The sequence below is a fragment of the Burkholderia sp. KBS0801 genome, assembly GCF_005937855.2.
GTDB classification, from domain to species: domain Bacteria; phylum Pseudomonadota; class Gammaproteobacteria; order Burkholderiales; family Burkholderiaceae; genus Burkholderia; species Burkholderia ambifaria.
In genome coordinates, this window is the sequence record NZ_CP042177.1 from 3,015,348 (window position 1) to 3,040,563 (window position 25,216).

The window sequence follows — 25,216 nt, forward strand, 5'->3', positions numbered from 1 at the left end:
TGCCGCAACGCGCGGCCCGGGCGATGATTCTTTACTTACAGCGGCGGCTCGACGGGGCGGCGGGCGGGCACCGGAGCCGGCGCCGAAGGCGCCACGACGCCCATCGAGACGATGTACTTGAGCGCGGCATCGACCGACATGTCGAGTTCGATGACTTCGCTCTTCGGGAGCATCAGGAAGAAGCCCGACGTCGGGTTCGGTGTCGTGGGCACGTACACGCTCACGTACTCTTCCGTCAGATGGTTGACCACGTCGCCGCCGGGCGCGCCGGTCAGAAACGCGATCGTATACGAGCCGCGACGCGGGTATTCGATCAGCAGCGCCTTGCGGAACGCGTTGCCGCTGCTCGACAGCAGCGTGTCCGACACCTGCTTGACGCTCGTGTAGATCGGCCCGACGACCGGGATGTGACGCACGACCGCGTTCCACCACGTGACGAGCTTCTGGCCGATGAAGTTCTGCGTGGCCAGCCCGACGACGAAGATGAACGCGAGCGTCAGCACCGCGCCGAGCCCCGGCAGGCGGAAGCCGAGCGCCCGCTCCGGCTGCCACGATTCGGGCAGCAGCAGCAGCGTCTGGTCCATCGTGCCGATGATGAGACCGAGCACCCACAGCGTGATCGCGAGCGGGACGAGAACCAGCAGGCCGGTCAGAAACACCGATTTCAGGGTCGTCTTTTTCATCATCTGCCGTCAATGAACCGCGCCGGAAGCGCGGTGTGGACGCGGCCCGGACGGGCCGCGACTGTCAACTGCCGGCGGCGGGCGCCGCAGCCTGGGCCGGCGCGGCGCTCGTCGTCGTACTTTCGGAACTCGTGGCGGCTGCCGCCGGCGCCGCGGCGGCGGGTGCCGCAGCCCCCGCTTCGCCCGTTGCCGTCGCCGGCGCGCTGGTGCCGCCCGAGCCACCGCGGAAATCGGTGACATACCAGCCGGAGCCCTTCAGCTGGAAGCCGGCGGCGGTGACCTGCTTGCGAAAAGCATCCTTCCCGCATTCGGGGCACTGCGACAGCGGCGCGTCGCTCATCTTCTGGAGCATGTCCTTCGCGAAACCGCACGCTTCGCATCGATAGGCGTAGATCGGCATGATATTTTTCCCGCGGAAACTGGAAACGGCTTGCAAAACCTTGAATTATATCCGAAACCCCGGCGCGCTCCGGCAACGGCCGCGACGCACCGGGCTTCAGCGACGGCGCCACGTGAGCCAGCGCTCGTGTCCTTCGAACACGGCCAGCGAATCGGTCACGGGCAGATCCTCGATCAGCTCGAAGTGCGGCGCGAGCAGCGCATCGAGTTCGGCGCGCTCAATGCCGAACGGCGGGCCCTTCGGTTTCTTCGTCACGAAGAAATAACCGGCCAGCAACGCGCCGGCGGCCAGCAGTTCGGCCATCCGCGCCGCATAGCCGGCGCGCAGGCTCGGCGGCAGCGCGCACAGGAACGCGCGCTCGTACACCCACTGCACGTCGAACGGCGGCCGATACACGAAGAAATCGGCCTGCTCGACGACGTCCGCATGCACGCCGAGCTGCGCCTTCGCGGCCGCCACCGCCTGCGCGGCGAAATCGATCGCGCGCACGGGCCAGCCGGCCTGCGCGAGCCAGCCGGCCTCCTGCGCACTGCCGCAGCCGGGAATCAGCACCGCGCACGGGCCGAGCCGCTGCGCAAACGCGCGAAAGCCGGCCGGCACGCCGCCGAATTCCCACGGCGTCACGCCGCGCGCGAAACGCTCGTCCCAGAACGATGCGTCGCTCGGGTCGCGCGTCGCGAAATCGGCGGCGCCCGGCGTGGACGGTTGCTTCGGTTCGGACATCGCGCGGCTCCTTTCGGTCACGCGCCGTACGCGAGCGCGAGCAGCACGCGCGCGACGAGCGCCCCGACGCCGACGGCAAGACCGAAAATCAGCAATGCCTGCAACAGCCGGTTGGTCCGTTTCTGCTCGATGAGGACCTGACGCATCAGGTCCTCGCTCGCCGCACGCGGCGCATCGTGGCGCGCCGCCATCGCGTGGTGGATCAGGCGCGGCAGTTGCGGCAGCGTCTTGCTCCACTGCGGCGCCTCGACCTTGAAGCGCTCGTACCAGCCGCGCAGGCCGATCTGCTCGGTCATCCAGCGCTCGAGATACGGCTTCGCGGTCTTCCACAGGTCGAGTTCGGGGTCGAGCGAGCGGCCGAGCCCCTCGACGTTCAGCATCGTCTTCTGCAGCAGCACGAGCTGCGGCTGGATCTCGACGTTGAAGCGGCGCGACGTCGAGAACAGGCGCATCAGCACCTGGCCGAGCGAGATGTCCTTCAGCGCGCGGTCGAAATACGGCTCACACACCGCGCGGATCGCGCTTTCGAGTTCCTCGACGCGCGTCTCGGGCGGCACCCAGCCCGATTCGAGGTGCAGTGTCGCGACGCGGTGGTAGTCGCGCTTGAAGAACGCGAGGAAGTTCTGCGCGAGGTAGTTCTTGTCGAAATCCGACAAGGCGCCCACGATCCCGAAATCGAGCGCGATATAGCGGCCGAAAGTCTTCGGATCGAGACTCACCTGAATGTTGCCCGGGTGCATGTCCGCATGGAAGAAACCGTCGCGGAACACCTGCGTGAAGAAGATTTCGACGCCTTCGCGCGCGAGCTTCTTGATGTCGACGCCCGCGGTGCGCAGCGTCTCCACCTGGCTGATCGGCACGCCGGTCATGCGCTCCATCACGAGCACCTGCGACGTCGAGAAATCCCAGAACATCTCGGGCACGAGCAGCAGGTCGAGGCCCGCGAAGTTGCGGCGCAGCTGGCTGCCGTTCGCGGCCTCGCGCATCAGGTCGAGCTCGTCGTGCAGGTACTTGTCGAATTCGGCGACCACTTCGCGCGGCTTCAGGCGCCGGCCGTCGGCCCACATGCGCTCGGTCCACGTCGCGATGTCGCGCATCAGCGCGAGGTCGGAATCGATCACCGGCAGCATGTTCGGGCGCAGCACCTTGACCGCGACGGCCTTGCCCGCGTGCACGCCCTGCTTCAACTTCCCGAAATGCACCTGCGCGATCGACGCGCTCGCGATCGGCTCGCGCTCGAATTCGTCGAACAGCTCGTCGACCGGCGCGCCGAGCGACTTCTCGATGATCGCTATCGCGACAGCCGAATCGAACGGCGGCACCTGGTCCTGCAGCTTCGCGAGTTCGTTCGCGAAATCGACCGACAGCAGGTCGCGGCGCGTCGACAGCACCTGGCCGAACTTCACGAAGATCGGGCCGAGGCTCTCGAGCGCGTGACGCAGCCGGACGGCGGGCGGGTCGGAATAGCGGCGGCCGATCGTCGTGAGCCGCAGCAGCAGCTTCACGCGCCGGTCGTCGATCCGGGACAGCATCACCTCGTCGAGGCCGAAGCGGATGACGGTGTAGACAATCTTGATGAAACGGAAAATGCGCATGCCCTGCGGCCCCTCAGTGCGCGCCGCGCGGGCCGGAACCCGTGCGCGCGCCGATTTTTTGTTCGAGTCGCTCGATCCGTTTTTCGACCCGTGCGAGCGCATCGCGCGCACGCGCCAGTTCGGCGTCGAAGCCGCCGAGCACCGTGCGCCGAACGACTTGCGGGTTCTCGTCGAGCCAGTACTCGGCGACGGAATCGAGCACGTTGCGGCCGGTGCGGCGCGCGCGCGCGCCGGCGTCGCGCACGACCGTCGCGATCCGGTGCGCCGCCGCGTCGCCGACCAGCTTCGCGAGATCTTCTTCAGGTTCCCAGCGCAGGTGCTCGGCCAGCTTCGCGATCTGCGTCGCGAACTCCGCGTCGCCCTCGATCTTCACGTGCTTCATCACGGCCGGCTGGCCGCCCTGCAGGAACGCGGCGAGCGTGTCGCCCGCGAGCGCGATCGACACGTCGACGTGTTGCGCATCGTGCGCGTCCACCGCGGACAGATAACCGTCGGGCTGCACGAGCAGCGTGAGCGTGACGGGCGGCACGTCGAGCCGGGCGGTCTTGCCCGCGTAGGGGATCAGGCGGTCGCGCGCCCACGATTCGCGCGCGAGCAGGTGATTGACAGCAGCAGCAAAAGGCTTGGCGGCAAAGGTCATCGGGCTGGGAAAGAAAAACCCGCGCAGGCCGGGCGCCTACGCGGGTTTCTATTGTAACGTCGGATCGTCGGCAGACCGCGGCCAACCGCACACCCGGGCGGCAAGCGGTCGCAGTGCGACGACCGTCGCCCGGGCAGCCGGCAAGCCGGCCGCCGGCCACGCTCAGTGCGTGTTGATCTGCTGGATACCCGCGAGCAGCCAGCCCTGGCTGCCCGACTTCGACAGGTTCCACACCTCGTCGAGCGGCGCGGCCGGCGCATTCGCCGACTCGCGGATCAGCCCGTGGAAGCGCACGCTCGCCGACTGCTCGATGCCGCGATCCTCGATCGCGACCAGCTCCGCGTCGAGCTGCACGACATCGGTCTGGTTCGCTTCGTTGCCGCGCGAATCGAGATCGATCTTGATCTCGGCGAACATTTCAGGCGTCGTGAACTCGCGGATGTCGGCCAGGTTGCCCTGGTCCCATGCCGCCTGCAGGCGCACGAAGTAGACCTTCGCGCTACGCAGGAACGCTTCGGTGTCGAAGCCGGCCGGCACCTGCAGCGGTGCGGCCGCCATCGCGCCCGCCGCACCGGCAGCCGCTGCGCCGCCGCCGAACACGCCTTGCGCTTCGTTCGCATAGCTGCTGCCGCTGCCCGCATAGTTGTTGCCGGTGCTGCCCTGCTGGAACGACGGGCTTTGCGAGTAGCCACCCGACGACGATGCCGAGCCGCCGACCGAATATGCCGGCTCCTGCGAACGGCGGCGGTTCATGAACTTGCGGACCAGCCAGATGCCGATCATCGCGAGCAGTGCGATCACGATGACGTTCGCCATCATGCTCGCGAACGCGCCGCCCAGGCCGAAGTGCGACAGCAGCGCCGCGATGCCGAGGCCGGCCGCGAGACCGGCGATCGGCCCGAGCCAGCGCGAGCGGTTCGGCTGCGCGGCCGGCGCCGGGGCGGCCGGGTTCGCGCGCTGCGCCTGATTCGGTGCGGCCTGCTGCATCGGCTGCTGCGCGGGCGGCGTGGCCTGACGCTGCGTGACGGTGGAACTCTGACGGCCGATGCTGCGCCCGCCGCCCATGCGCTTGGCCTCGGCGTCGAGCGATGCGAACGTGCCGGCCGTGAGCAGGCCGACCATCAGCAGCGTGCCGGCCCGTCGAGCCCACGGCTTCGACGGCTTGCTACGGTTGAACAACGAACGCGATTCGGACATCAGTTTCTCCAGATGTAAGACGAATGTATGGGAAGAACCCCTTAGTACTTGGTTCCTAGGTGTAAAGCTACCACGCCACCTGACAAATTGTAATATTTGACGGCATCGAGGCCCGCTTGTTCCATCATCGTCTTCAGCGTGTCCTGATCGGGGTGCATCCGGATAGATTCAGCAAGATACCGGTAACTTTCAGCATCTTTCGCGAACTTGTCGCCAAGCCACGGTAATACTTTGAAAGAATACAGATCGTACGCTTTTTTCAGCGGATCCCAGACTTTCGAGAATTCCAGCACCATCACGCGGCCGCCGGGCTTCGTCACGCGGCGCATCTCGGCGAGCGCGGCGTCCTTGTGCGTCATGTTGCGCAGCCCGAACGCGACCGTGACCACATCGAAGTAGTTGTCCGGAAACGGAATTTTCTCCGCGTCGCACAGCAAGGACGGCGTCACGATGCCCTTGTCGAGCAGCCGGTCGCGGCCGACGCGCAGCATCGATTCGTTGATGTCGGTGTGCCAGACTTCGCCCGTCGGCCCGGCCGCCTTCGCGAACGACTTCGTCAGGTCGCCCGTGCCGGCCGCGATGTCGAGCACCTTGAAGCCGGGGCGCACGTTGGCCTGCGCGATCGTGAACGCCTTCCACGCGCGGTGCATGCCGGCCGACATCAGGTCGTTCATCAGATCGTAGTTGCTCGCGACCGAATGGAACACGCCCGCCACTTTCTTCGCTTTTTCGGTTTCCTCGACGCTTTCGAAGCCGAAGTGGGTTTTACTCATCGCGTTGATCCTCAGTAAATGGCAAGACGGCGCCGAGCGGGCGCCGTCGATTTCAGTGGCAGTGGCCGTGCGGCGCGGGTGCCGCCTGCATCGGCGCGTCGCGCTCGACGCCCGCCGCCTTCAGTTTGTCGAAATAGTCGCGCCACAGCGCGTCCTGCTGCGTCGCCAGTTCGTACAGCAGATCCCACGAGTAGATGCCGGTCGAATGGCCATCGGAGAACGTCGGTTGCAGCGCGTAGTTGCCCACGCCCTCGAGCGCGGTGATCGTCACCTCGCGCTTGCCGGTCTGCAGCGTCTCCTGGCCGGGCCCGTGGCCGCGCACCTCGGCCGACGGCGAATAGACGCGCATCAGCTCGAACGGGATCCGGAAGTTCTCTCCGTTCGGGTATTGCAATTCGAGCACGCGCGACACCGCGTGCACGACGACGCCGGACGGAATCGGCGTCGTGGAAGTCAAACCGCTCATGGCTGCCTCGAATCGGTCGTTCGTTGAATTTCCTCGCGCACCGCATTGTGCAGCAGCGAGGCCTGCGCCGCGCGCGAGCGCAGCAGCGCCTCGGACACGCTGCGCTGGCGCGGCGCCCAGACGGGCTGCGGGAAATGGGCGTCGTTCGAGAAGCGCGGGATCACGTGCCAGTGCACGTGCGGCACCATGTTGCCGAGGCTCGCGAGATTCACCTTGTTCGGCTGCATCACGCGGCGCACCGCACGCTCCACCGCATACACGATGCGCATCAGGTGTGCCCGCTCGGGCTCGCCGAGATCGGAGAACTCGGCCACGTGCGCGCCCCAGATCACCCGGCAGAAGCCCGGGTAGTCGTGCTCGCCCGCCGCGAGGACGACGCGCAGCATGTCGTCCTGCCAGAGCACCTCGCCGCCGTCTTCACGGCAAAACACGCATTCCATCGTCGCTCCCATGTGCACGGGCGCCGGCGCTCATGCGCCGGCGCCCGCTCATCCCAAGCCCGGTCGGGCGGTCGTCATGCCCGCATTAGACCAGCACGCGCTCGATCCCGCCATTGTTCGCGTGTGCGACATAGTCGGCCATCCAGTTCTCGCCGAGCACCTGGCGCGCGATTTCGACCACGATGTAGTCGGCCTCGATGTTCGCGTCCTCGTTGTAGCGCGACAGGCCCTGCAGGCACGACGGGCAGCTCGTCAGGATCTTCACGTCCGGGCCGTTCGCGGCGGCGGCCTGCGCCGGCGCGTCGCCGGCCACGACCGGGATGCTGCGCAGCTTCGCGGCACCCTTGCGGATTTCCTCTTCCTTGCGGAAGCGGACCTGCGTGGAGATGTCAGGACGCGTGACCGCGAGCGTGCCCGATTCGCCGCAGCAGCGATCGTTCTTCTCGATCTTGTAGCCGTCCTTCTCCGCGCCCATCAGCTCGTTGACGAGCTTGACCGGATCCATCGTCTTGATCGGCGTGTGGCACGGGTCGTGATACATGTAGCGCGTGCCCGTCACGCCGTCGAGCTTCATCCCCTTCTCGAGCAGGAACTCGTGGATGTCGATGATCCGGCAGCCCGGGAAGATCTTGTCGAATTCGTAGCCTGCAAGCTGGTCGTAGCAGGTGCCGCACGACACGACCACCGTCTTGATGTCGAGGTAGTTCAGCGTGTTGGCGACCCGGTGGAACAGCACGCGGTTGTCGGTGACGATCTTCTCGGCCTTGTCGTACTGGCCCGAGCCGCGCTGCGGATAACCGCAGCACAGGTAGCCCGGCGGCAGCACCGTCTGCACGCCCGCTTCCCACAGCATCGCCTGCGTCGCGAGGCCGACCTGCGAGAACAGGCGCTCGGAGCCGCAGCCCGGGAAGTAGAACACCGCTTCCGAATCGACGGTGGTCGACTTCGGGTTGCGGATGATCGGCACGATCTTGTTGTCCTCGATGTCGAGCAGCGCGCGCGCCGTCTTCTTCGGCAGGTTGCCCGGCATCTTCTTGTTGACGAAGTGGATCACCTGCTCGACCACGGGCGGCTTGCCGACCGTCGCCGGCGGATGCTGCGTCTGCTTCGTCACGACCTTCTTCAGCATGTCGTTCGCGAAGCGCTGCACCTTGTAGCCGACGCCCATCATCGCGCCGCGCGCGAGGTTGATCGTCTGCGGGTTGGTCGCGTTCAGGAAGAACATGCCCGCCGCATTGCCGGCGTTGAATTTCTTCTTGCCCATCTTGCGCAACAGGTTGCGCATGTTCATCGTGACGTCGCCGAAGTCGATCTTCACCGGGCACGGCGTCGCGCACTTGTGGCACACCGTGCAGTGGTCGGCCACGTCGTTGAACTCGTCCCAGTGCTTGATCGACACGCCACGGCGCGTCTGTTCCTCATACAGGAACGCCTCGACCAGCAACGAGGTCGCGAGGATCTTGTTGCGCGGGCTGTACAGCAGGTTCGCGCGCGGCACGTGGGTCGCGCACACCGGCTTGCACTTGCCGCACCGCAGGCAGTCCTTCACCGAATCGGCGATCGCGCCGATGTCGGACTGCTGCATGATCAGCGACTCGTAGCCCATCAGCCCGAAGCTCGGCGTGTACGCGTTGCGCAGGTCGGCGCCGTCGAGCAGCTTGCCCTTGTTGAAGCGGCCGTGCGGGTCGACGCGCTGCTTGTACGCGCGGAATTCGGCGATCTCGTCGTCGGTCAGGAACTCGAGCTTCGTGATGCCGATCCCGTGCTCGCCGGAGATCACGCCGTCGAGCGAGCGCGCGAGCTTCATGATGCGTGCGACCGACGCGTGCGCGTCCTGCAGCATCTCGTAGTTGTCGGAGTTGACCGGGATGTTGGTGTGGACGTTGCCGTCGCCCGCGTGCATGTGCAGCGCGACGAACACGCGGCCGCGCAGCACGCGCTTGTGGATCGCCTGCGCTTCGTCGAGGATCTGCTTGAACGCGCCGCCGTTGAAGATCGCGCGCAGCTCCGCGCGAATCTCCTGCTTCCACGAGATGCGGACCGTGCGGTCCTGCGTGATGTGGAACACGGTCGCGCCCGGCTGGTCGTCAGCACGGTCGGCGAACTTCTCGGCGAGCGCCTCGTAGCCGAGCTGCACGAGGTAGTGCTGCGCCTCGCGCAGCGGCTGGTCGAGGCGGTCGCGCACGAATTCCCAGCGGGCACGCACGCGCTTGAGCAACTCCAGCGCCTGCTGCACGCGATCCTCGAGCAACTCGGCGCTCGGGATCTCGTTCGCGTCGTCGGTCTTGCCGAGCGGCAGGTTGCCGCCGCGGAAGAACGCCTCGAGCGCGTCGACCAGCTGCAGCTTGTTCTTCAGCGACAGCTCGATGTTGATCCGCTCGATGCCGTCGGTGTACTCGCCCATCCGGTTCAGCGGGATGACGACGTCCTCGTTGATCTTGAACGCGTTCGTGTGCTTCGCGATCGCGGCCGTGCGGCTGCGGTCGAGCCAGAAGCGCTTGCGCGCCTCCGCGCTGACGGCGACGAAGCCTTCGCCGCTCTTGCCGTTCGCCATCCGGATCACTTCGGACGTCGCTTGCGCGACCGCATCGGCGTCGTCGCCGACGATGTCGCCGATCAGCACCATCTTCGGGAAGGCGTTGCGCTTGCTCTTGGTCGCGTAGCCGACCGCGCGCAGGTAGCGCTCGTCGAGGTGCTCGAGGCCCGCGAGGATCGCGCCGCCCTGCTTCGACGTCTCGAACAGGTAGTCCTTGATTTCGACGATGCTCGGGATCGCCTCGCGCGCCTGGCCGAAGAATTCGAGGCAGACGGTGCGCGTGTGCGCGGGCATCTTGTGCAGCACCCAGCGCGCGGACGTGATCAGCCCGTCGCAGCCTTCCTTCTGCACGCCCGGCAGGCCGGCGAGGAACTTGTCGGTGACGTCCTTGCCGAGGCCTTCCTTGCGGAACCGGCGGCCTTCGATCTCGAGCATCTCGGTCTTCAGCAGCTTCTCGCCCGGCGCATATGCGCCGTCGAACCACTTCAGCTCGAAACGCGCGACCGCGATGTCGTGGATCTTGCCCTGGTTGTGCTCGTGGCGCGTGACTTCGAGCCAATTGCCCTCCGGGTCGACCATCCGCCACCAGGCCAGGTTGTCGAGCGCGGTGCCCCACAGCACGGCCTTCTTGCCGCCGGCGTTCATCGCGACGTTGCCGCCGATGCACGATGCGTCGAGCGAGGTCGGATCGACCGCGAACACGTAGCCGGCCGCTTCGGCCGCTTCCGTCACGCGGCGCGTGACGACGCCCGCGCCGGAGAAGATCGTCGGCACCTTGTGCGCGACGCCCGGCAGTTCGGTAAGCTCGACCGCGCCGAGCTGTTCGAGCTTCTCGGTATTGATCACCGCGGAGAACGGCGTGAGCGGCACCGCGCCGCCCGTGTAGCCGGTGCCGCCGCCGCGCGGGATCACGGTCAGGCCGAGCTCGAAGCACGCCTTGATCAGCGCCGCGATCTCGGCTTCGGTATCGGGGGTCAGCACGACGAACGGGTATTCGACGCGCCAGTCGGTCGCATCGGTCACATGCGACACGCGCGACAGCCCGTCGAAGCGGATGTTGTCCTTCTGCGTGCAGCGGCCGAGCGCCTTGGTCGCGCGACGGCGCAGGTCGGCCATCTTGTCGAATTCGTCGGCGAATTCGTCGACCGCGCGCTGCGCGGCGGCCTCGAGCATCTCGACACGTTCCGCGCGTTCGCGGCCGGCGTCGTCGTGGTGCGCGGTGAGGTCGGCGCGGCGGCGCTTGCCGATCTCGGTCAGGCGGTGGTTCAGCGCCTCGATCAGGAGCGCGCGGCGCTTCGGGTTGTCGAGCAGGTCGTCCTGCAGGTACGGGTTGCGGCGCACGACCCAGATGTCGCCGAGCACTTCATACAGCATCCGGGCCGAGCGGCCCGTGCGGCGTTCGGCGCGCAGCTCGTCGAGCACCGACCACGCGTCCGCGCCGAGCAGGCGGATCACGATCTCGCGGTCGGAGAAGGACGTGTAGTTATAGGGAATCTCGCGCAGTCGGGGCGCGGGGTCGGCGGCGACGGCGGCGGCCGCGCCATGCGGATCGAAAACTTGTGGTGCGTTCATGTTCGGACGACTCGGAGGGCCGATACACCGTGCACGGGCGTCGGCAAGCGCGTAGGCGCAATCTTGGGGAAATCTGTTCTGTTGCCAGGCGCGCGATTATTTCGCATGGGGCCGGAGCGGGTCTGGACTCACCGTTCCGGGTTGGCAGGGCCTGGCGGCACTCGGAGCCATCAGCACGATCGCGCGCGGCGCGCATGCCGTTCCGCCGCAGGGCTGGCTGCGCGCGGCGTCGGCTTCAACGGGGCGATCCGAGGGTGCCTCTGCATCTTCCGATCCTTGATTCAAAACAGAATTCTAACCCATGATCGCGCCGTCCGTGACAGGCCGGACAGGTCGTGGGGCTTTCGCCGCAACCCGCACCAGGCCTGGTTCGGCACGAATTCGCAGCGGCATTTGCCGTCCGTCCGGTCGGTAACCATGCGGTTAAGCCGGTAAACAGGGACGCGTCGCGCCGCAAACACGGCCGCCGCCGCGGTTTCGCGACGGTGCGCCCGGCATGCCGCTTGCGTGCGGGCGGACCCTTGGCGCTATCATTGACCTTTTACCGTCTGCTTCCGCACCGCACGCGAGCGCCCATGGCATCCCACGATTACCTGAAGAAAATCCTCACCGCGCGCGTCTACGACGTCGCGCTCGAGACGGAACTCGAACCCGCCCGCAACCTGTCGGCCCGACTGCGCAACCCCGTTTACCTGAAGCGCGAGGACAACCAGCCGGTGTTCTCGTTCAAGCTGCGCGGCGCGTACAACAAGATGGCGCACATTCCGGCCGACGCGCTCGCGCGCGGCGTGATCACGGCATCGGCCGGCAATCACGCGCAGGGCGTCGCGTTCTCGGCTGCCCGGATGGGCATCAAGGCCGTGATCGTCGTGCCCGTCACGACGCCGCAGGTGAAGGTCGACGCGGTGCGTGCGCACGGCGGCCCGAGCGTCGAGGTGATCCAGGCGGGCGAGTCGTACAGCGATGCGTATGCGCATGCCGTGAAGGTACAGGCCGAACGCGACCTCACGTTCGTCCACCCGTTCGACGATCCGTACGTGATCGCCGGCCAGGGCACGATCGCGATGGAAATCCTGCGGCAGCACCAGGGCCCGATTCACGCGATCTTCGTGCCGATCGGCGGCGGCGGCCTCGCGGCCGGCGTGGCCGCGTACGTGAAGGCGGTGCGGCCGGAGATCAAGGTGTTCGGCGTGCAGGCCGAGGATTCATGTGCGATGGCGCAGTCGCTGGAGAAAGGAGAGCGGGTCGAGCTGAGCGAAGTCGGCCTGTTCGCGGACGGCACCGCGGTGAAGCTCGTCGGCGAGGAAACCTTCCGGCTCTGCAGCGAATTCCTCGACGGCGTCGTGACGGTCGACACCGACGCGCTGTGCGCGGCGATCAAGGATGTGTTCCAGGACACGCGCAGCGTGCTCGAGCCGTCCGGCGCGCTCGCGGTCGCGGGTGCGAAACGCTACGCGGAACGCGAAGGGATCGAGAACCAGACGCTCGTCGCGGTCACGTCCGGCGCGAACATGAACTTCGACCGGATGCGTTTCGTTGCCGAACGCGCGGAAGTCGGCGAGGCGCGCGAAGCCGTGTTCGCGGTCACGATCCCCGAGGAGCGCGGCAGCTTCAAGCGCTTCTGCTCGCTCGTCGGCGAACGCAACGTCACCGAGTTCAACTATCGGATCGCCGATGCGCAGGCCGCGCATATCTTCGTCGGCGTGCAGATCAAGCGGCGCGGCGAATCGGCGGAGATCGCCGCGAACTTCGAGTCGCACGGCTTCAAGACCGTCGACCTGACGCACGACGAGCTGTCGAAGGAACACATCCGCTACATGGTGGGCGGCCGCTCGCCGCTCGCGCTCGACGAACGCCTGTTCCGCTTCGAATTCCCGGAACGGCCGGGCGCGCTGATGAAGTTCCTGTCGTCGATGGCGCCGGACTGGAACATCAGCCTGTTCCATTACCGCAACCAGGGTGCAGACTACAGCTCGATCCTCGTCGGGCTGCAGGTGCCGCAGGCCGATCGCGCCGAGTTCGAACGCTTCCTCGCGGCGCTCGGCTATCCGTATGTCGAAGAGAGCGCCAATCCGGCGTATCGGCTCTTCCTGTCGTAAGGCTTCGTGCAATGAATCCCGAACACTCCCCGCTCGGCAAGGCCACCGCCTATGCCGCCCAGTACGACGCGTCGCTGCTGTTCCCGATCCCGCGCGCCGGCGCGCGCGAGCAGCTCGGCATCACGTCGGCGCTGCCGTTCTTCGGCACCGACATCTGGAACGCGTACGAACTGTCGTGGCTCAACGCGCGCGGCAAGCCGCAGCTCGCGGTCGCGACGTTCTACGTGCCGGCCGAATCGCCGAACATCGTCGAATCGAAGTCGTTCAAGCTGTATCTCGGCTCGTTCGCCCAATCGAAGTTCGACTCGCTCGACGCGGTGCGCGACACGTTGAAGCGCGACGTGTCGGCCGCGTGCGGCGCGAGCGTGTCGGTGCAGCTCGTGTCGCCGCACGATTTCGGCAAGCTCCAGATGGAAGAGCTCGACGGGCTGTCGCTCGACCGGCTCGACCTCGACACCGACGTATACGAACCGGATCCGTCGCTGCTGTCGGCCGCGCAGGAAGAAGCGCCGGTCGAGGAGACGCTCGTGTCCGACCTGCTGCGCTCGAACTGCCCGGTCACCGGCCAGCCCGACTGGGGCAGCGTGCAGATCCACTACGTGGGGCCGCAGATCGACCATGCGGGCCTGCTGCGCTACATCATTTCGTTCCGCAATCACACGGGCTTTCACGAGCAGTGCGTCGAGCGCATCTTTCTCGACATCCTGCATGCGTGCAAACCGTTGAAGCTGGCGGTGTATGCGCGCTATACGCGCCGCGGCGGGCTGGATATCAACCCGTTCCGCACGAATTACAACCAGCCGATGCCGGATAACGCGCGGACTGCGCGGCAGTAACGGCGCCTGGCGGGCAATCGCCGCGAGCCGCAGCCACCGGCAATCACGAGCCCGTAACGAAACAGCCCCGCCGGCTCGCGCCGACGGGGCTGTTTTGCTGTGCACGGGAAGCGCGCGTTACTTCGCCGGCGCCTTGTAAGCAATGCAATCGACCTCGACCTTGCAGTCGATGACCATGCTCGACTGCACGCACGCACGCGCCGGCGGATGCTCGCCGAAGTACGACACGAACACCTTGTTGAACGACGCGAAATCGCGCGCGTCGTCGAGCCACACGCCGCAGCGCACGACGTGCTCGAGGCCGTAGCCGGCTTCCTTCAGGATCGCGATCACGTTCTCGATCGTCTGCTTCGACTGCGTGACGATCCCGCCTTCGACGACTTCGCCGTTCACCATCGGCGTCTGGCCCGACACGTACAGCCAGCCGTCGGCCTCGACCGCGCGTGCAAACGGCATCACCTGGCCGCCGGTACCCTTCGCTTCGCCCACGCCATATCGCTTCATCGTTTCACTCCTGGTTTGTCGACCGGCATCGGCACGTCAGCGCCCGCGCCAGCCCATGCAACGCACGGTTGCGGATGCGCGCGCCGACATGGCGCACGCGGCAAATCGGTTGGAGACCGCGCTCAGAACGCGGCGTCGGCACTCGCCGGCACGCGCTCGCCGCGTGCGACGAAACCGCCGGCGCGCTCGCCGGTCGGCTGGCCGTTCTCATAGGTCAGCACGCCGTTCACCCACACGGCGTCGATCCCGTGCGCGGGTTGCTGCGGCTTGTCGAACGTCGCGGCATCGATCACGCGCGCCGGATCGAACAGCACGAGATCCGCGTGGTAGCCGACCTGCACTTCGCCGCGCCGCGCGATCCCGTAGCGGCGCGCGGACAGCGACGTCATCTTGCGGATCGCTTCCTCGAGCGGCAGCAGGTTCGTGTCGCGCACGTAATGACCGAGCACGCGCGGGAACGCGCCCCACAGCCGCGGGTGCGGCAGCGGATCGTTCGGCAGGCCGTCCGAGCCGACCATCGTCGCCGGGTGCGACAGGATCCGGCGCACGTCGTCCTCGGACATGTTGTGGTACACGGCGCCGGCCGGGCGGATCCGCTGCGCGGCCTCCTGCTCGGTCACGCCCCAGTCGGCCGCGATCGCCTTCAGCAGCTTGCCGGCGACTTCCGGATGCGGCTCCGACCACGTGATCGTGATGTCGATGTCGCCCGTCACCTGCTTCAGGTCGAGCGTCGACGAGCTGCGGCTGTACGGATAGCAGTCGCAGCCGACCGGCTGGTAGCGGCGCGCGCCTTCGAGCGACGCGAGCACCTCGGTGCTGCGCCCCCAGTTCGACGGGCCCGCGCACTTCAGGTGCGAGATCACGACCGGCACCTGCGCGTGACGGCCGACGCGATACGCCTCGTCCATCGCGTCGAGGATCGCGTCGAATTCGGTCCGCATGTGCGTCGTGTACAGCGCGCCCGCATTCGCGAGCGGCTCGGCGAGCGCCATCACTTCCTCGGCCGGCGCCGCGAACGCGGAGCCGTAGGCCAGGCCCGACGACAGCCCGAGCGCGCCGTTCGCGAGCGCCTCCTCGAGCTGCGTGCGCATCCCGGCGATTTCGCCGTCGGTCGCCGCGCGGTCGAGGCGGTCCATCTGGTTGTTGCGCAGCGCGGTGTGCCCGACGAGCGCCGCGACGTTGACGGCCGGACGCGCATCGTTCACGGCCGCGACATAGGCGGCGAAGGTCGGGTAGCGGAACGCGTCGCGATCGCCGAGCAGGTTCATCGGATCGGGCGGATCGCCGGCGAGCATCACCGGCGACGCGCTGATCCCGCAGTTGCCGACGATCACGGTCGTCACGCCCTGCGAGATCTTCGGCAGCATCTCCGGCGCGCGGATCACGTGCGTGTCGTCGTGCGTGTGCACGTCGACGAAGCCCGGCGCGAGCGCGCGGCCGTTCGCATCGACGACGGTTTCGGCGAGCCAGTTCGACAGGTTGCCGATGGCCGCGATCACGCCGTTGCGGATCGCGACGTCGCGCGTGACGGGCGGCGCGCCGGTGCCGTCGTACAGCTGCGCACCGACGATCAGCGTATCGGCGGCTTCGGGATGCGAATGCATGGTCAGTCTCCTACCGGTTGACGGTCTCCGCCGCCGCGGTGCGCATCGAGCGCATGCTTGATGCGGCGCAGCGATTCTCGGCCCGCATCGCCGAGCCGCAGCGCGACTCCGGTGACGAGCACGTCTATCGCCATCATCATCGCGTAGCGCGATGTCGAAGGCTTGTAAATGAAATCGGTTTCGAACGCGACGACCGGGATCAGGTGGTCGGCAAGCTTCGCGAGCGGCGAAGCCGGCGCGGTGATCGCGATCAGCGTCGCGCCGTAACGCTTCGCGAGGCGGCAGCTCTCGAGCAGCTCGGGCACGCGCCCGCTCACCGACAGCGCGACGACCACGGCGTCGCGCGACAGCGTCGCGGCCACCATGCGCTGCAGCAGGCTGTCCTGGTAGCTCGCGACCGGCCGGCCGAAGCGCACGAGCCTGAAGCGCAGCTCGTCGGCGAGCGCGGTCGAACCGCCGCCCTGCCCGTACACGTAGACCATCTTCGCGCCGGCCAGCAGGTCGGCCGCCGCGTCGAACGACGTGTTGCGCAGCAGCTGGTGGTTGTGCGCGAGCGCCACGCGGATCTCGTCGTAGACGACCGATGCCGGGCTCGCGTCTTCGTCGGGATGCGCGTCGGACGGCACGAGGAAGCGCTGGCCGACGGCCGCGGCCTGCGCGACGAGCACCTTCAGCTCGCGCACGTCGCGGCAGCCGACGGCCTTCGCGAAACGCGTGACCGTCGCGACGCTGACCCCCGCGTCGCGCGCCAGCGCGCCGATGCTCGCATGCGCGGCGCGCGCGAGATCGGCGAGGATGTATGCCGCGACCTTGCGTTCGGCTTCGCGCAGCTCGGGCGCGCATTCGGCGATGCGCGCGACGATATCGAGAAGCGGCGGGGCGACCGCAGCCGTGGGGTCGGCGGCGAACGGCGTTGACGGGGTGGTTCGCGAATTCATCTGCTGAAAGGGTGGGCGCTTTATGTTACTAAATAACATCACCGCGCCGATGCTACTTTCTGTACCATCGGCATGTCAACTTCAGTGCAATGTATAGTGATGATGGAGCGGGATGACATGAAAGTTACAAACTATCAGGAACCGACAATCAATCCGTTGGGCAAGGGGCTCGGCAATCTGCCGAGCGCGAGCGTGCCGCTCGGCGACGCAACCCGCCTCGAGTGGAACCTGCTCGCGGAAGACGTCAGCCTGCCGGCCGCGGTGCTGTACGCGGATCGCATCGAACACAATCTGAACTGGATGCAGGCGTTCGTCCAGCAGTACGGCGCCCAGTTCGCGCCGCACGGCAAGACGACGATGGCGCCGCAACTGTTCCGCCGCCAGCTCGCCGCCGGCGCATGGGGCATCACGCTCGCGACCGCGCACCAGACGCAGGCCGCGTATCACGGCGGCGTGCGGCGCGTGCTGCTGGCGAATCAGCTGGTCGGCCGCCAGAACATGACGATCATCGCGGAGCTGCTGTCCGACCCCGACTTCGAATTCTTCTGCCTCGTCGATTCGGCCGACAGCGTCGACCAGCTCGGCCGCTTCTTCGGCGACGCGAAGAAGACGCTGAACGTGCTGCTCGAGCTCGGCGTGCCGGGCGGCCGCGCGGGCGTGCGCGATGCCGCGCAGCGCAAGGCCGTGCTCGACGCGATCGCGCGCTATCCGGACACGCTGAAGCTGGCCGGCATCGAACTCTACGAAGGCGTGCTGAAGGAGGAAGGCGAGATCCGCGCGTTCCTGCAGGACGCGGTCGCGCTCACGCGCGAACTGGCCGAAGCCGGCCGTTTCGCGCGCACGCCGGCGATCCTGTCGGGCGCCGGCTCGGCATGGTACGACGTGGTCGCGGAGGAATTCGCGAAGGCGTCCGACGCCGGTTTCGCGGAAATCGTGCTGCGTCCGGGCTGCTACCTGACGCACGACGTCGGCATCTACAAGAAAGCGCAGACCGACGTGTTCGCGCGCAATCCGATCGCCCGCAGGATGGGTGAAGGGCTGCTGCCGGCACTGCAGCTGTGGGCGTACGTGCAGTCGGTGCCGGAGCAGGATCGCGCGATCATCGCGCTCGGCAAGCGCGATGCGGCGTTCGACGCGGGCCTGCCCGAGCCGGCGCGCCACTTCCGCCCGGGTCGCGACAGCGCGCCGCGCGACATCGCCGCGAGCGAAGGATGGGCGGTCACCGGGATGATGGACCAGCACGCGTACCTGCAGATCCCGCCGGGCGCGGACGTGAAGGTCGGCGACATGGTCGCGTTCGACATTTCGCATCCGTGCCTGACGTTCGACAAGTGGCGCCAGCTGCTCGTCCTCGATCCGCAATTCCGCGTGACGGAAGTCGTCGAAACCTTCTTCTGACGCCCCGCGCATGCCGCCCCGCCGCCGCGCGGGGCGGCCGTCACGCGCGCTTCAATCTGCCGGAGTACACTGCGCTTTCGTCCTCGGGGCCGCTTCGCCGCCGTAGCGCCTGTCTGCCGCGCGCGGCGCGAACGGCCCTCAATGCTGTTCAATGGAGAAAGCCATGGCCGCGAAGAAGATCCTGTTCCTGACCGGCGATTTCGCCGAAGACTACGAAACGATGGTGCCGTTCCAGGCGCTGCAGGCCGTCGGCCATCACGTCGATGCAGTCTGCCCGGGCAAGCGCGCGGGCGACAAGATCAAGACCGCGATTCACGATTTCGAGGGCGACCAGACCTACACCGAAAAGCCCGGCCACCTGTTCACGCTGAACGCGACGTTCGACGACGTCGATGCGTCGGGCTACGACGCGCTCGCGATCGCGGGCGGCCGCGCGCCCGAGTACCTGCGCCTGGATTCGAAGGTGATCGCGCTGGTGCGCGCGTTCGCGGAAGCCGGCAAGCCGATCGCGGCGATCTGCCATGCGGCGCAGCTGCTCGCGGCCGCCGACGTGATCCGCGGCAAGCGCATCTCGGCCTACCCGGCCTGCGCGCCCGAAGTAAAGCTCGCCGGCGGCGAATACGCGGACATCCCGGTCGATGCGGCCGTGACCGACGCGCCGTTCGTTACCGCACCCGCGTGGCCCGCGCATCCGGCCTGGCTCGCGCAGTTCCTCGTGCTGCTCGGCACGCGCATCGAGTTGTAAATGCAGTTGAAATGAGGTGAAGTGAAACGCCGGGCGGCGGCGAGTTCGTGCGCCCGGTGCGCCTCGCCCACCCCGCCCCAGGTGCCGCGCCGGCCGCAACCGAACGCCGTGTGCGCGCCGTCGCGCCGCTTGCCGCCCTGCTCTTCAATGCGATGCCGGCGTCGAGCCGACATCCGCGATCCGCGCCTCCAGCATCGCCAGCGCGCCCGACAGCGCATTCAGCACGTCGTCCGGCAGTTGCGCCATCGTCTGTTCGAGGAACGCCTTGCGGCGCGGCAGGCACGCGTCGAACGCGGCGCGGCCGGCGTGGGTCAGCGTGACGTTGGTCACGCGGTTGTCGCGCGCATCGGACGCGCGCTCGATCCAGCCGAGCGCGTCGAGCGATTTCAGCTGGCGCGTGAGCGCGCCCGGATCGATGCGCAGCACTTCGACGAGCTTCTTCTGCGACGCATGCCCGTCCATCGTGTGCAGCGCGACCATGATCCGCCAGCGCGGCATCGGCTGCCCGACGTTCGTTTCGAACGCGGTCATGAACGCGCGATACGTGCGTCCGAATTGCTGCAAGATCGCGACGCGGTCCTGTTCTTCCATGCGGTGAATTCGTGTCCGGTGAATCGTTGAATCGGTCAATCGGCCGCGACATGCGGCTCGATCTTGCGCCGCAGCGCGATCGGCGGCACGCGGCGGCACTGCCACACCGACACCACGGCGACGACGGCCGCCATCGCGACACCCAGGTGAATCGCGCCAACCAGCGATTCGCGGGCCGCTTCCAGCAGCAGCGCGCCATTATGCCCGGCGCGGGTCAGCTCCGCGACGAGACCGCCTTGCGCGGCGCGGTCGATCAGGATCTGCGGATCGGCGAGCCGCGCATGCCATTGCAGCGCGTGGTCGCCCGACAGCGCATCGCGCACGCCGCTCGAATACATCTGGTTGACGAGCGTGCCCGTCAGCGCCGTGCCGAGCATCCCGCCGACCATCCGCAGCGACTGCAGCAGCGCGGTCGCGATGCCAAGGTGCTCGCGGCCGGCCGTCTGCTGCGCGAACACGGTAAGGTTGGGCAGCACGAAACCGAGACCGATGCCGCCGGCGACCATCAGCGCCATCAGCATCCAGGTCGGCGTCGCGTGGGTCGACACGACGATGCCCGCGCACGCGATCGCGAACAGCACGAAACCGACCTGCAGCATCGCGTTCGGATGGCGGATGCGCGTGATGACGCGGCCGTTCATGATGCTGCCGATCGTGATGAACACGACGAGCGGCGTGATCACGAGCCCCGCCTCCTTCGGCGACATCCCGAAGCCGCCCTGGAACAGCAGCGGCGCGTAGAACAGCAGCGAGAACATCGAGAAGCCGGCGAGGATCGCGAGCACGAACAGCGCGGACAGCGCGCGGTTGCCGAACATGTCGAACGGCAGGATCGGCTGCGCGCAGCGCTTTTCCCAATGCCACAGCCCGATACCGGCGCCGACCGCGACGAACAGCAGCAGCGACGCCCAGCTCGTGACGCCGTACTTCGGCAGCCATTCGACGAACAACTGCAGCGCGCCGAGCGACAGCGCGATCAGCAGCGCGCCCGGCCAGTCGAGGCGCATCTTGCGGTCGTGCTCGACATGCCGCAGGTGCGGCAGGTAGCGCCACACGAAGAACAGCGAAAGCAGGCCGACCGGCAGGTTCACGTAGAACACCGAGCGCCAGCCGAACGACTGCGTCAGGATCCCGCCGAGCGACGGCCCGACCGCGTTCGCGATGCCGAACGCGGAACTCATCAGCACCTGCCAGCGCAGCCGCACGACGGAATCGGGGAACAGGTCGGGAATGCACGCGAACGCGGTGCCGACCAGCATCCCGCCGCCGATCCCCTGCAGCCCGCGCGCGAGCACCAGGTACAGCATGTCGTTCGCCATTCCGCATAGCACCGATGCGCCGGTGAACACGACGATCGACGCGATGACGAACGGCTTTCGGCCGTAATAGTCGCCGAGGCGGCCGAAGATCGGCACGGTGATGACGGAACTGAGCAGGTACGAGGTCGCCACCCACGCGTACAGGTCGAAGCCCCTGAGTTCGGCGACGATGGTCGGCAACGCGGTGCCGACGACCGTCTGGTCGAGCGCGACGAGCATGGTGACGAACGAGATCCCGATCATCGCCAGCAGCGATTCGCGGAACGGCAGGACTTGCCCGCTCGAATGGTGGGCGGCAGTATGGACGGCCATTTTTTGTTGATGCAACTTTTGACGAGTCAAACAATCTTAAAATTCTAGCACGCCGGAGTAATCTAGGATGGCGACGGTTCACCCGGCCCCGGCCGCCAAGGAGAAAGATGGAACCGATTTCAATCACGCCTGCCGCGACGCTGTCGCCGGAGGATCAGGACGCGCTGCGGCGCGCGAAGCAGGTGCTGGAAAGCCCGTCGCTGACGATGAAGCTGACGGGCATGCTGGGCGCGCCGGTCGAGAAAATGATCGCGCGGCTGCCGGACTTCGCGACCGGCAAGATCAACGACGCGACGCAGCTCGCGCTGCGCAAGTGCCTGAACATCGCGCTGCGCACGCTCGGCAAGCCGCAGACGCCCGATGCCGAGCCGGACAAGCCGAGCAACCTGCTGCACAAGCTCGCGGTCGCGACGACCGGCGCCGCCGGCGGCGCATTCGGCTTCCTCGCGCTGCCGGTGGAGCTGCCGGTGACGACCACGCTGATCTTCCGCTCGGTGTGCGACATCGCGCGCAGCGAGGGCGAGGACCTGGGCTCGGTGGATACGCAGCTGCAGTGCCTGGCCGTGCTCGGCATGGGCGGCAACCCGGACAAGGACGAAGAGGACGCCGATCTCGGCTATTTCGTGCTGCGCGGCGCGCTCGCGCAGGCGATTTCGAAGGCGTCGTCGGACATCACGACGAAAGGGATCGCCGCGCACAGCTCGGCGGCCGTGTTCAAGCTGGTGCAGACGGTCGCGTCACGCTTCTCGGTGCAGGTCACCGAGCAGATGGCCGCGAAGTCGATCCCGGCGATCGGCGCGGTGCTCGGCGCGACCGTCAACACGCTGTTCATCGACCACTTCCAGCAGATGGCGCACGGCCACTTCACCGTGCGCCGGCTCGAGCGCAAGTACGGCTCGGTGGCCGTGAAAGCCGCGTATCACGCGATCGACGGCTCGCCGACGCGCTGAACCGCCCGCTCGATCGCAACGCGGCGCAGGAACGCGGCCGCCCGGTCGAGCGCGTCGCGCGACTCGGGCACCATCGGCGCGTACAGCTGCCACACGTGCGGCATGTCGGGCCACACCTCGAGCTCCACCGGCACGCCGGCGGCCTTCGCCTTGTCGGCGACGCGGCGCGAATCGTCGAGCAGCACCTCGGTGCTGCCGACCTGGATAAAGAGCGGCGGCAACCCGGTGAAATCCGCATAGAACGGCGACGCGTACGGATGCGTGGCCGACGCATCCCCCAGATACAGCTTCGCCGCCTTCGGCAGCGCCGCGCCCGCGAACATCGGGTCGGGGCCGTCGTTGCTGCGCATCGTGCCGCCCGTGCCGGCCAGGTCGGTCCACGGCGAGAACAGGATCGCGCCGGCCGGCAAGGGTTCGCCGCGGTCGCGCAGCGCAACGAGCGTCGCGAGCGCGAGGCCGCCGCCCGCCGAATCGCCGCCGAACACGATCGATTCGGGCGGCGTGCCGAGCGCGAGCAATTGCCGGTAGGCGGCCAGCGCGTCGTCGAGCGCGGCCGGAAAGCGGTTTTCGGGAGCGAGCCGGTAGTCGAGCGAGAACGCGCGCACGCCCGCGCGCTTCGTGAGGCCGAACACGAGCGGTCGATGGGTTTTCGTCGAACAGAAGTAGTAGCCGCCGCCGTGGAAGTACAGCAGCGTGCGGCCGGGCCCGCGAGTAGCGACCGCGTCGGTGCGTTCGAGCCATTCGCCGCGCAGCGGCGCGTCGCCAGGGCCGTAGCACTCGCGCAGCCGGTAGCCCGACGGCGCGCGACGCGGCACGATCATTCTCAGGTCGGTGAAGCGCCGCGCGCGGGCAGGATCGAGCACCGGGCGCGTCGTCTCGGGACGAAACTGCCAGCGCAGCAGCCAGCACGCGAACTTGCTTTGCCAACTCATCGAACACACTCCGTCATCGCAGGGTCACGATGGTACGTGCGATCGCCGCCGCGCCGCTCGACGGGAGCCTCTATATCAAACGCCGGCGCCCGGCCGGCCGGCTCAGTTCGCCGGCATCATCTGGCCGCGGATCTCGCCGGACGGATGCTCCTTCGTGTGCACGTTGAAGTACCACTTGCCGCTCATCAGGTCGGTCACCTGCGCGTCGGTGAGCTCCTTCGCACCCTTCATCGGGCTCGCCAGCTCGTCCTTCGGGACCGGCACCTGCACGCCGGCGTTCTGGCCGACCGGCGCGGGCCCGTGGAAGTGCGCGGCGGTCGCCGGCCCGGTGAGGTGTTCGTACGTCGCCGTCCAGTGCAGCATGTGGGTGGCCGTGTCGTAGGTGGCGTCGACGGCGCCGGAGCCCTTCGTCGCGGTGGGCGGCACCTCGCTCGACGGCTGCAGGTTGGCGGACAGGCGCACCGTTTCGGCAGCGGCACCGCCGGCGGCCAGCACGCCCGCGAACAACGCCACCTGGAGCAAACGCAGCTTCGGCATGAATCCTCCTTGAACGACGTGGTACGCCACCCGGACGGGGGCGTGACATGATGGTAGTCGATCGCCGCCGATCCGGCAGCCCCATGCGGCGTCGGCGCGTGCCGGAATCTGGAACAGACCTTTCCAGCCGGAGCGCTGAATCCGCGCGCGGCCTTTCGCTACACTTCGTTTCACAGTTGCTTGTTTCCTTCGTCCGAAGGAGTCTGCGAGTATTCACGCGGCCATCCGGCCGCGTTTTTTTTGCCGGCGCGGCACGGCTACCGTCCGACACGACGACGCAACGACGCACCGCGCACCACACGATGCGTAACAGGTTGTTGTGCAAACCCGCGTCGACACCGGCCCTGCCCGCGCGGGACAATGCCCCCCGTATTGTCGTGACTGGAAAGTGAACCGTGCCGGCCCGTCTCCCGATGCCCTGCCCGACCCGCCCCGTCCGTGTCCGCCCGCTGCTGGCCAGCCTCTGCTCCATCGCCGCGTTTTACGGCGCACCTGCCAACGCGCAGGAATTCTCGCTGTTCGCCGGCTCGCTGTGGGGCGGCGGCGACCGCTCGTATGCGTGGGCGTTCGACTATCAGGAAGGCTTGAGCGCGCATACCGCGCTCGGTTTCACCTGGTACAACGAGGGTCACATACCGAATCACCATCGCGACGGCCAGGCCGTGCAGTTCTGGGGCCGCGTGCCGCTCGAGAATCGCCGCTTCGTGCTGTCGGCCGGCGTGGGCCCGTATCGCTACTTCGACACCGTGCCGGCCGGCGAAGGCCGCGGCTACTCGAACACGCACGGCTGGGGCGTGCTGATGAGCATGCGCGCCGCGTATTACACGTCGCACCGCTGGATTACGCAGCTGCAGCTCAATCGCGCGCAGGTGTTCAGCGGCCCGGCCACGACGTCGGTGATGTTCGGCGTGGGCTACCAGCTCGATGCGCCCGACACGCCGGGCCCGCGCGACACCGCGCTGCCGCGCACGCGCAAGGTCACGAACAACGAAGTCACCGCGATGCTCGGCGAGACGATCCTCAACAGCCGCTCGTCGCCGTCGACGCTCGGCGGCAGTCTCGAATACCGGCGTGGTCTCACCCGCTCGATCGACTGGACCGCGACGTGGTTGTACGAAGGCGCGAAACAGGGCGTCCGTCGCAACGGCATCGCATCCGAGCTGTGGCTCACGCGCGCATTCCTGAACGACAAGGTCACGCTGTCGGCCGGCGCTGGTGCGTACGTCACGGTCGATCAGCACAATCGCGCAGTCGAGCCGAACGCGGGCGGCGGCCGGCTCTCCGGCATCGTGTCGATTTCGGCGAGCTACCGGATCTCCGACCGCTGGCTCACGCGCGTCACGTGGAACCGCGTGGTCACGCGCTACGACCGCGACACCGACGTGATCCAGGCCGGCCTCGGCTACCGGTTCTAGCCGGCGCGCGG

At 67.6% G+C, this 25,216-nt stretch carries 23 protein-coding genes; 6 read left to right on the plus strand and 17 right to left on the minus strand.

Going from position 1 to position 25,216, the window contains the following annotated elements; all coding sequences use genetic code 11:
• Nucleotides 1-35: 35 nt before the first annotated feature.
• The 10 genes from FFI87_RS14340 to FFI87_RS14385 all read right to left on the minus strand — a co-directional run bounded on the left by FFI87_RS14340 (nucleotide 36) and on the right by FFI87_RS14385 (nucleotide 11,025).
• Entirely contained in the window at nucleotides 36-686 is a 651-nt protein-coding gene (locus FFI87_RS14340; RefSeq protein WP_006751501.1) for a DUF502 domain-containing protein, read from the minus strand.
• A 61-nt stretch (nucleotides 687-747) separates the two neighbouring features.
• Complete coding sequence (locus tag FFI87_RS14345) at nucleotides 748-1,083, minus strand: FmdB family zinc ribbon protein (RefSeq protein ID WP_138848456.1); 336 nt, start codon at nucleotides 1,081-1,083, stop codon at nucleotides 748-750.
• Between the two features lie 96 nt (nucleotides 1,084-1,179).
• The gene (locus FFI87_RS14350) at nucleotides 1,180-1,806 is read right to left on the minus strand and encodes an SAM-dependent methyltransferase (RefSeq protein WP_138847169.1); all 627 of its coding nucleotides are present in this window, start codon (nucleotides 1,804-1,806) and stop codon (nucleotides 1,180-1,182) included.
• A 17-nt stretch (nucleotides 1,807-1,823) separates the two neighbouring features.
• Complete coding sequence (gene ubiB, locus FFI87_RS14355) at nucleotides 1,824-3,401, minus strand: ubiquinone biosynthesis regulatory protein kinase UbiB (protein WP_012364689.1); 1,578 nt, start codon at nucleotides 3,399-3,401, stop codon at nucleotides 1,824-1,826.
• 13 nt (nucleotides 3,402-3,414) lie between these two features.
• On the minus strand, nucleotides 3,415-4,041 hold the full coding sequence (locus tag FFI87_RS14360; RefSeq protein ID WP_012364690.1) for an SCP2 domain-containing protein: 627 nt from the start codon (nucleotides 4,039-4,041) through the stop codon (nucleotides 3,415-3,417).
• 162 nt (nucleotides 4,042-4,203) lie between these two features.
• Nucleotides 4,204-5,238 (minus strand): Tim44 domain-containing protein, encoded by a 1,035-nt coding sequence (locus FFI87_RS14365; RefSeq protein ID WP_012364691.1) that lies wholly within the window; start codon nucleotides 5,236-5,238, stop codon nucleotides 4,204-4,206.
• A 41-nt stretch (nucleotides 5,239-5,279) separates the two neighbouring features.
• Nucleotides 5,280-6,011, minus strand: a complete 732-nt coding sequence (gene ubiE / locus FFI87_RS14370) for a bifunctional demethylmenaquinone methyltransferase/2-methoxy-6-polyprenyl-1,4-benzoquinol methylase UbiE (RefSeq protein ID WP_011657902.1) — start codon at nucleotides 6,009-6,011, stop codon at nucleotides 5,280-5,282.
• Between the two features lie 52 nt (nucleotides 6,012-6,063).
• The gene (locus FFI87_RS14375; RefSeq protein ID WP_011657903.1) at nucleotides 6,064-6,477 is read right to left on the minus strand and encodes a gamma-butyrobetaine hydroxylase-like domain-containing protein; all 414 of its coding nucleotides are present in this window, start codon (nucleotides 6,475-6,477) and stop codon (nucleotides 6,064-6,066) included.
• Entirely contained in the window at nucleotides 6,474-6,917 is a 444-nt protein-coding gene (locus FFI87_RS14380) for an HIT family protein (RefSeq protein ID WP_011657904.1), read from the minus strand. The genes FFI87_RS14375 and FFI87_RS14380 overlap by 4 nt, the downstream gene beginning before the upstream one ends.
• Nucleotides 6,918-7,002: 85 nt before the next feature.
• Nucleotides 7,003-11,025 carry a DUF3683 domain-containing protein gene (locus tag FFI87_RS14385; protein WP_138847167.1) on the minus strand — a complete coding sequence of 1,341 codons (4,023 nt, stop codon included), beginning with the start codon at nucleotides 11,023-11,025 and terminating at the stop codon, nucleotides 7,003-7,005.
• A 575-nt stretch (nucleotides 11,026-11,600) separates the two neighbouring features.
• Between FFI87_RS14385 and ilvA the strand changes: the two genes are divergently transcribed.
• Complete coding sequence (ilvA, locus tag FFI87_RS14395; protein ID WP_138847166.1) at nucleotides 11,601-13,124, plus strand: threonine ammonia-lyase, biosynthetic; 1,524 nt, start codon at nucleotides 11,601-11,603, stop codon at nucleotides 13,122-13,124.
• 11 nt (nucleotides 13,125-13,135) lie between these two features.
• Entirely contained in the window at nucleotides 13,136-13,960 is an 825-nt protein-coding gene (queF, locus tag FFI87_RS14400) for an NADPH-dependent 7-cyano-7-deazaguanine reductase QueF (RefSeq protein ID WP_138847165.1), read from the plus strand.
• 117 nt (nucleotides 13,961-14,077) lie between these two features.
• On the opposite strand, the gene FFI87_RS14405 is transcribed toward queF, so the two are convergent.
• The 3 genes from FFI87_RS14405 to FFI87_RS14415 form a co-directional block, all read right to left on the minus strand.
• On the minus strand, nucleotides 14,078-14,464 hold the full coding sequence (locus tag FFI87_RS14405) for a RidA family protein (protein WP_006751946.1): 387 nt from the start codon (nucleotides 14,462-14,464) through the stop codon (nucleotides 14,078-14,080).
• A gap of 122 nt (nucleotides 14,465-14,586) precedes the next feature.
• The gene (locus FFI87_RS14410) at nucleotides 14,587-16,068 is read right to left on the minus strand and encodes an N-acyl-D-amino-acid deacylase family protein (protein WP_138847164.1); all 1,482 of its coding nucleotides are present in this window, start codon (nucleotides 16,066-16,068) and stop codon (nucleotides 14,587-14,589) included.
• A gap of 2 nt (nucleotides 16,069-16,070) precedes the next feature.
• On the minus strand, nucleotides 16,071-17,006 hold the full coding sequence (locus FFI87_RS14415) for a MurR/RpiR family transcriptional regulator (RefSeq protein WP_138847163.1): 936 nt from the start codon (nucleotides 17,004-17,006) through the stop codon (nucleotides 16,071-16,073).
• Between the two features lie 117 nt (nucleotides 17,007-17,123).
• Here FFI87_RS14415 and FFI87_RS14420 point away from each other — a divergent pair, with 117 nt between their 5' ends.
• Both FFI87_RS14420 and FFI87_RS14425 read left to right on the plus strand, forming a co-directional pair.
• Nucleotides 17,124-18,404: an amino acid deaminase gene (locus FFI87_RS14420; RefSeq protein WP_138847162.1), complete on the plus strand. Its 1,281-nt coding sequence runs from the start codon at nucleotides 17,124-17,126 to the stop codon at nucleotides 18,402-18,404.
• A 163-nt stretch (nucleotides 18,405-18,567) separates the two neighbouring features.
• On the plus strand, nucleotides 18,568-19,149 hold the full coding sequence (locus FFI87_RS14425) for a DJ-1/PfpI family protein (protein WP_006759688.1): 582 nt from the start codon (nucleotides 18,568-18,570) through the stop codon (nucleotides 19,147-19,149).
• A gap of 144 nt (nucleotides 19,150-19,293) precedes the next feature.
• Here FFI87_RS14425 and FFI87_RS14430 read toward each other — a convergent pair whose 3' ends face one another.
• Both FFI87_RS14430 and FFI87_RS14435 read right to left on the minus strand, forming a co-directional pair.
• Nucleotides 19,294-19,740 carry a MarR family winged helix-turn-helix transcriptional regulator gene (locus FFI87_RS14430; RefSeq protein ID WP_012364697.1) on the minus strand — a complete coding sequence of 149 codons (447 nt, stop codon included), beginning with the start codon at nucleotides 19,738-19,740 and terminating at the stop codon, nucleotides 19,294-19,296.
• Nucleotides 19,741-19,775: 35 nt separating this feature from the next.
• Entirely contained in the window at nucleotides 19,776-21,371 is a 1,596-nt protein-coding gene (locus tag FFI87_RS14435; protein WP_138847161.1) for an MDR family MFS transporter, read from the minus strand.
• Between the two features lie 107 nt (nucleotides 21,372-21,478).
• On the opposite strand from FFI87_RS14435, the gene FFI87_RS14440 reads away from it, so the two are divergent.
• Entirely contained in the window at nucleotides 21,479-22,321 is an 843-nt protein-coding gene (locus FFI87_RS14440; RefSeq protein WP_012364699.1) for an EcsC family protein, read from the plus strand.
• Here the strand turns inward: FFI87_RS14440 and FFI87_RS14445 are convergent.
• Together FFI87_RS14445 and FFI87_RS14450 are read right to left on the minus strand one after the other, a co-directional pair.
• Nucleotides 22,291-23,253 (minus strand): alpha/beta hydrolase, encoded by a 963-nt coding sequence (locus tag FFI87_RS14445; protein ID WP_138847160.1) that lies wholly within the window; start codon nucleotides 23,251-23,253, stop codon nucleotides 22,291-22,293. The genes FFI87_RS14440 and FFI87_RS14445 overlap by 31 nt on opposite strands.
• Before the next feature lie 102 nt (nucleotides 23,254-23,355).
• On the minus strand, nucleotides 23,356-23,790 hold the full coding sequence (locus FFI87_RS14450; protein WP_012364701.1) for a CHRD domain-containing protein: 435 nt from the start codon (nucleotides 23,788-23,790) through the stop codon (nucleotides 23,356-23,358).
• Between the two features lie 413 nt (nucleotides 23,791-24,203).
• Here FFI87_RS14450 and FFI87_RS14455 point away from each other — a divergent pair, with 413 nt between their 5' ends.
• A complete protein-coding gene (locus FFI87_RS14455; RefSeq protein WP_138848454.1) occupies nucleotides 24,204-25,205 on the plus strand; it encodes a hypothetical protein in 1,002 nt (333 codons plus the stop codon).
• Nucleotides 25,206-25,216 lie beyond the last annotated feature (11 nt).

Excerpts from the sequence above, each read along its gene's own strand:
- FFI87_RS14340 (WP_006751501.1), bottom strand. The coding sequence starts at position 686 with ATGATGAAAAAGACGACCCTGAAATCGGTGTTTCTGACCGGCCTGCTG.
- FFI87_RS14345 (WP_138848456.1), bottom strand. The coding sequence starts at position 1,083 with ATGCCGATCTACGCCTATCGATGCGAAGCGTGCGGTTTCGCGAAGGAC.
- FFI87_RS14350 (WP_138847169.1), bottom strand. The coding sequence starts at position 1,806 with ATGTCCGAACCGAAGCAACCGTCCACGCCGGGCGCCGCCGATTTCGCG.
- ubiB (WP_012364689.1), bottom strand. The coding sequence starts at position 3,401 with ATGCGCATTTTCCGTTTCATCAAGATTGTCTACACCGTCATCCGCTTC.
- FFI87_RS14360 (WP_012364690.1), bottom strand. The coding sequence starts at position 4,041 with ATGACCTTTGCCGCCAAGCCTTTTGCTGCTGCTGTCAATCACCTGCTC.
- FFI87_RS14365 (WP_012364691.1), bottom strand. The coding sequence starts at position 5,238 with ATGTCCGAATCGCGTTCGTTGTTCAACCGTAGCAAGCCGTCGAAGCCG.
- ubiE (WP_011657902.1), bottom strand. The coding sequence starts at position 6,011 with ATGAGTAAAACCCACTTCGGCTTCGAAAGCGTCGAGGAAACCGAAAAA.
- FFI87_RS14375 (WP_011657903.1), bottom strand. The coding sequence starts at position 6,477 with ATGAGCGGTTTGACTTCCACGACGCCGATTCCGTCCGGCGTCGTCGTG.
- FFI87_RS14380 (WP_011657904.1), bottom strand. The coding sequence starts at position 6,917 with ATGGAATGCGTGTTTTGCCGTGAAGACGGCGGCGAGGTGCTCTGGCAG.
- FFI87_RS14385 (WP_138847167.1), bottom strand. The coding sequence starts at position 11,025 with ATGAACGCACCACAAGTTTTCGATCCGCATGGCGCGGCCGCCGCCGTC.
- ilvA (WP_138847166.1), top strand. The coding sequence starts at position 11,601 with ATGGCATCCCACGATTACCTGAAGAAAATCCTCACCGCGCGCGTCTAC.
- queF (WP_138847165.1), top strand. The coding sequence starts at position 13,136 with ATGAATCCCGAACACTCCCCGCTCGGCAAGGCCACCGCCTATGCCGCC.
- FFI87_RS14405 (WP_006751946.1), bottom strand. The coding sequence starts at position 14,464 with ATGAAGCGATATGGCGTGGGCGAAGCGAAGGGTACCGGCGGCCAGGTG.
- FFI87_RS14410 (WP_138847164.1), bottom strand. The coding sequence starts at position 16,068 with ATGCATTCGCATCCCGAAGCCGCCGATACGCTGATCGTCGGTGCGCAG.
- FFI87_RS14415 (WP_138847163.1), bottom strand. The coding sequence starts at position 17,006 with ATGAATTCGCGAACCACCCCGTCAACGCCGTTCGCCGCCGACCCCACG.
- FFI87_RS14420 (WP_138847162.1), top strand. The coding sequence starts at position 17,124 with ATGAAAGTTACAAACTATCAGGAACCGACAATCAATCCGTTGGGCAAG.
- FFI87_RS14425 (WP_006759688.1), top strand. The coding sequence starts at position 18,568 with ATGGCCGCGAAGAAGATCCTGTTCCTGACCGGCGATTTCGCCGAAGAC.
- FFI87_RS14430 (WP_012364697.1), bottom strand. The coding sequence starts at position 19,740 with ATGGAAGAACAGGACCGCGTCGCGATCTTGCAGCAATTCGGACGCACG.
- FFI87_RS14435 (WP_138847161.1), bottom strand. The coding sequence starts at position 21,371 with ATGGCCGTCCATACTGCCGCCCACCATTCGAGCGGGCAAGTCCTGCCG.
- FFI87_RS14440 (WP_012364699.1), top strand. The coding sequence starts at position 21,479 with ATGGAACCGATTTCAATCACGCCTGCCGCGACGCTGTCGCCGGAGGAT.
- FFI87_RS14445 (WP_138847160.1), bottom strand. The coding sequence starts at position 23,253 with ATGAGTTGGCAAAGCAAGTTCGCGTGCTGGCTGCTGCGCTGGCAGTTT.
- FFI87_RS14450 (WP_012364701.1), bottom strand. The coding sequence starts at position 23,790 with ATGCCGAAGCTGCGTTTGCTCCAGGTGGCGTTGTTCGCGGGCGTGCTG.
- FFI87_RS14455 (WP_138848454.1), top strand. The coding sequence starts at position 24,204 with ATGCCCTGCCCGACCCGCCCCGTCCGTGTCCGCCCGCTGCTGGCCAGC.